We start from the raw sequence: 3855 nt of genomic DNA on the forward strand, positions 1-3855 counted from the left end.
CCGCATCGAAATTGTCCGGGGCGAGCCAGCGGATGAAGGCCGCGGCGATGGCCGGCCACTCGCTGTCGAGCATCGAATACCAGGCCGTGTCGCGGCTGCGTCCCTTGGTGACGACGGCCTGCCTGAACAGCCCCTCGTAAGAGAAGCCGAACCGCACCGCGGCCCGGCGCGACGGGGCGTTGAGGCTGTCGCACTTCCACTCGAAACGGCGGTAGCCGAGGTCGGCGAACACGTGGCGCATGGCCAGAAACACCGCCTCGGTGGCGCCGGGCGTGCGCTGCAGGCGCGGGGTGAAGTTGATGTTGCCGATCTCGATCACCCCGTGTGCCGGCTCGCAGCGCATGAGCGAGAGATGGCCCACTGCCGCGCCGCTGCCGGCCTCGGCCACGGCGAACATCAGCGGATCGTCGGGCCCGGCAGCGGCTTCGAGATAGGCCCGTGCCGCGGCAAGGTCGGCCGGGGGCTCGGCCGCCAGATAGGTCCAGTTGGCGCCGGCGGCATCCAGCGCCTGCGCGGCGAAGAAGGATGCGGCATGGCGGGCGGGCTCCACCGGCTCCAGCCGCACGAAGCGGCCTTCGTGAACGAGGCGCTGCGGCCGCGGGCGGGGCATGAAACCCGGCAGCGCCGGACCGACCGGCTGGCCAAGGGCGTTGAGGCGCGTTCCGGGCGGCAGGCCCCGGCCACTGGCATCAGCATCGGCGGTCATGACGGGTCTCCTCGGCGGCTGTTTCACGGGGGCCGTCCGCGCCGGTGTCGGGGCCGGTGTTGCGGGCGGCGACGGCGCGCTGCGGGCCCCGCCCGCTGCGGCGGCCGGGCCGGGGGCTGTCGCGGCCTCCCTTGCTGATATCATGGCTGTTGCCGCCGCAGGAGAAACACTGCGCATTGCCCGCACGCCCCGCCGGCGGCACAATGCCCCGCGCACCGCAGCGGCCGCACCTCCGGTCCGCGGCGCTGCCGCCGCCGGCCCGGCCGGATGCCGCGCGACTGCACCGGTGCCGTGCCCCCGCCCACCCCTGAAAAACCGGGCGGCCGGTGCGGGAGCGGCAGTTGCATGGGCCCCGATGCCGGACCGTCCTGCGGGGCAGAAAGGCCACCGTGCGGACGGCTGTCGCCCGTGCTTTCGCCCGCTCGCCCCCCTTGCCGCCCGGCCCCTTTCCCGGCCGACGGGCATCCTGCCCAAGCCCGTGCCCAAGCTCATGCCCGTGCCCAAGCTCATGCCCATGCCCATGCCCATGCCCATGCCGATGTCCGAGCCGATACCCAAGCCGATGTCCATGTCCGAGCCGATGCCGATATTCATGCCTGCGCCGGCCCCCGGGCGCCCTGCCGCACGCGCTACCCCCTCGCAAGCGGCGCCCTCGCAAGCCACCACCCCGCAAGCCACCACCCCGCAAGCCACCGCCCCGCAAGCCACACCCCCGCAACCTGCTGCCGCGCCGCCGGGGCTGCCGGCCGTTTGCGCGCAGCCCCGGCGCAGGCCGTGGCGCCGGGGGCTGGCGGCCGCACTTTGCGGCCCGGCCGGCCGGCGACTGGCTCTGGCCGCACTGGTTGCCCTGTCAGCCCCGGCGCCGGCCGCCGCAGCCGATGAGGCCGCCGATGCCGTGCCGGCCTCAGCCGTTGCCATCCCGGCCTTCTACGATCCGCCGCCACTGCCGGAAGGCGCGCGGCCGGGCACGGTGCTGCGGGCAGAGCGGGCGCCGGAGGCCGATACCGGCGGGGCCGGCGCGGTGCGCCTGCTCTATGTGACGACGGATTATCGCGGCCGCCCCACCGTCTCCTCGGCCATGGCGTGGCTGCCGCAGGACGACACGGCCGGGCCGCGCCCCGTGGTGGCCTGGGCCCACCCCACCACCGGCATCGCGCGGGCCTGCGCACCGTCGCTGGCCGCAGCCCCGGTGCGGCGCGTGCCCGGTCTGGCCGAACTCCTCGCCACCGGCGCCATCGTGGTCGCCACCGATTATCCCGGCCTCGGCACACCCGGCCCGACCGCCTATCTGATCGGCCGGGCGGAGGGACAGGCGGTGCTCGATTCGGTGCGCGCCATGCACCGCCTCAAAGGCGTGTCCGCCGCGCCGCGCTTTGCAATCTACGGCCATTCGCAGGGCGGGCAGGCAAGCCTGTTCGCCGGCACCATGGCGGCCGGCTATGCCCCGGAACTGACCCTTGCCGGTGTCGCCGCCGCGGCCCCGGCCGCCGACCTGACCGCCCTGACGGAGGCCAGCAACGACACCGCCATCGGCCGCTGGGTGCTGGCGATGGCCCTCGACAGCTGGCGGCAGTTCTACCCCCGAAGCCGCCCGGTTCTCGATCCGGTAACCGCGGCCTTCCCGGCCGATTTCCGCGCTGTCATCGTCGACAGCTGCCTGATGACGGCCGCGGAATTTGCCCGCATCCAGCTTTTTGCCAAGCCGCTCAACCCGGCCCTTGCCGATCGCAGCGCACTGCGCCGGCCGCCGCTGCCGGCCCTTCTGGCCCGCAACTCCGCCCGTCCCCTGCCGCCGGAGGTGCCCCTGCTGGTGCTGCAGGGCGGCGACGACACCGTGGTGCCGGCAAAGGTCACCCGGGCGTTCGTGGAGGCGAGTTGTCAGGCGGGCGGGCGGGTTCAGGTGTTTTTCGACCCGACCCAGAACCACTTCTACATCGCGCTGGCCAACGGTTCCCGCATGGCCGGCTGGCTCGCCGACCGGCTGGCCGGCAAGCCGGCCCGCAACGACTGCGGCCGCCCGTGGGAAACGAAGATCGAATAGGCCGCGCGACAGCCCGCCCGCTTGCCGCCCGGGCCGGGCTGTGCCATTCGTTCGCAACAGGCGCGGCCGGCCGCCCCTTCCCGGCCGCACGCGGGCGTCGCTCACCGGAACGCCGTCTCTCTCAAAGACCCTCTCCGTCCCGAAGCCCCTCGCTCGCCCGAAGCCCCTCACTCGCCCGAAAACCCTCGCTCTCCCGAAGCGCCTCCGGACCGGAAGACCCGGCAGAGCCGCCTCCCCCGCCATCCCTGAAGGCGCCACAGCCCCGAAGGCCCGATGCGATGATCGTCCGCGAACGCCCGGCGCTGTCCGACATTCTCTTTGCCGTGCGCGGCTCGGTGCTGCCGCGCATCAAGAAGCCGCTGGCCGTCAGTGTGGCGCTGGCCACGGCGGTGGTGGCGCTCGACCTCGCGCTGCCCTCCTCGCGCATGGTCACGCTCACGCCGACGCCCTTCACCCTCATCGGGCTGGCGCTCGCCATCTTTCTCGGCTTTCGCAACAATGCCAGCTACGACCGCTGGTGGGAGGGGCGCAAGCTGTGGGGCAGCCTGCTGATCCACGCCCGCTCGGCCGCCCGCCTCGTGCTGGCCCACATGGAACCCGGCCCGGCCGGTAACGACCGGCGGGAGCGCATGGTGCTGGCGCTGATCGGCTTCGCCTATTTCCTGAAGCATCACCTGCGCGATACGCAGGATCAGGAAAGCCAGCAGTTCCTGCCGGCCGGCCTTGCCGCCGGCTTCGAGCACGCCGCCAACCGCCCGGATGCGGCGCTGCGCTTCATCAGCACCGAGTTGCAGGCGGCGCTGCGCGAAGGCCGCATCGACCCGATGATGGCCACCCGCATCGAGGATTGCCTGACCGGGCTTGCCGGCGATCAGGCCGGCTGCGAACGGCTGAAGACCACGCCGCTGCCGTTCTCCTATTCGCTGCTGCTGCACCGCACGGCCTATCTCTATTGCCTTGCGCTGCCGTTCGGCATCGTCAGCCTCACCGGCCTGACGACGCCGTTCGTGGTGGGCCTCGTCTCCTACACCATCTTCGGGCTCGACGCGCTGGGCGACGAGATCGAGCAGCCCTTCCGCCTGACGCTGAACAACCTGCCGCTCGATTC

At 72.8% G+C, this 3855-nt stretch carries 3 protein-coding genes; 2 read left to right on the top strand and 1 reads right to left on the bottom strand.

The window, feature by feature from the left end:
* Positions 1–706 (bottom strand): GNAT family protein (locus V7067_RS16230; protein WP_334176938.1); only part of this gene is annotated, 706 nt, incomplete at its 3' end.
* An 895-nt stretch (positions 707–1601) separates the two neighbouring features.
* On the opposite strand from V7067_RS16230, the gene V7067_RS16235 reads away from it, so the two are divergent.
* Positions 1602–2747: an alpha/beta fold hydrolase gene (locus V7067_RS16235; protein ID WP_334176939.1), complete on the top strand. Its 1146-nt coding sequence runs from the start codon at positions 1602–1604 to the stop codon at positions 2745–2747.
* A 278-nt stretch (positions 2748–3025) separates the two neighbouring features.
* A partial coding sequence (locus tag V7067_RS16240) for a bestrophin family protein (RefSeq protein WP_334176940.1) occupies positions 3026–3855 on the top strand: 830 nt, incomplete at its 3' end.

The organism is Pseudoxanthobacter sp. (assembly GCF_036822375.1).
Lineage (GTDB): Bacteria > Pseudomonadota > Alphaproteobacteria > Rhizobiales > Segnochrobactraceae > Pseudoxanthobacter.